This window comes from Nocardia ignorata NBRC 108230 (assembly GCF_001612905.1).
Classification (GTDB): domain Bacteria; phylum Actinomycetota; class Actinomycetes; order Mycobacteriales; family Mycobacteriaceae; genus Nocardia; species Nocardia ignorata.
The window spans coordinates 1-1110 of sequence record NZ_BDBI01000062.1 but is presented as its reverse complement, the minus strand read 5'-3'; the positions used below and the strand labels follow the sequence as shown (position 1 = coordinate 1110).

Annotated in this window: 1 protein-coding gene; it reads left to right on the top strand. The window is 71.3% G+C overall.

The window, feature by feature from the left end:
- Positions 1 to 76: 76 nt before the first annotated feature.
- Positions 77 to 1110: WD40 repeat domain-containing protein (locus NI2_RS32400; protein WP_167355156.1), on the top strand; the 1034-nt coding region annotated here is incomplete at its 3' end.

Here is a 1110-nt window from a genome sequence, read left to right as displayed (position 1 = left end):
ATTGCTGGCCAGCGGCAGCAACGATCGTATTGTGCGGGTCTGGAACCCTGGAACTGGGCAGGCCCGCGGGGCACGGTTGACCGGCCACACCGGATCGGTGTCCTCGGTGGCGTTCGGTATCCGCCCGGACGGGTCCCTATTGCTGGCCAGCGGGAGCGACGATGGCACGGTCCGCATCTGGGACCCCGGAACCGGGCAACCCATCGGGTGGCCGTTGACCGGCCATCCGACGGCCCCGGTGTCGTCAGTGGCGTTCGGTATCCGCCCGGACGGGTCCCTGTTGCTAGCCAGCGGCAGCCGCGATGTCACGGTTCGGGTCTGGGATGTCGAGACCGGACGACCGGTAGGGTCGCCGTTGACCGTCCACGCTGACCGGGCGCGGTCGGTGGCGTTCGGGGCCCGCCCGGACGGGTCCTTGTTGCTGGCCATCGGTAGCGACGATGGCACGGTCCGCATCTGGGACCCCGAGACCGGGCAGCCGGCTGGGGCGCGGTTGACCGGCCATGTCGGCTCGGTGTGGTCGGTGGCGTTCGGAGCCCGCCCGGACGGGTCCCTGTTGCTGGCCAGCGGCAGCCGCGATGGCACGGTCCGGGTCTGGGACGCCGAGACTGGACAGCCCGCCGGGCGGCCGTTGACCGGCCATGTCGGCTCGGTGTGGTCGGTGGCGTTCGGGGCCCGCCCGGACGGGTCCTTGTTGCTCGTCAGCGGTAGCGACGATCGTACGGTCCGGGTCTGGGACCCCGAGACCGGGCAGCCAGCTGGGGCGCGGTTGACCGGCCACACCAGCTCGGTGTTGTCGGTGGCGATTGGGGCTCGCCCGGACGGAAGCCTGCTGCTGGCCAGCGGCAGCCGCGATCGCACTGTGCGGGTATGGAACCCTGAAACCGGGCAGCCCGCCGGCGCGCCGTTGACCGGCCACACCAGCAAGATGAACGCTGTGGCGTTCGGGACCCGCCCGGATAGGTCATTGTTGTTGGCCAGTGGCGCCAACGATGACGCTGTCTGGGTCTGGGATACCGAGACTGGGCAGCCCGCCGGGCGGCCGTTGACCGGCCACGTCGGCTCGGTGTCGTCGGTGGCGTTCGGGGCCCGGCCGGACGGGTCCTTGCT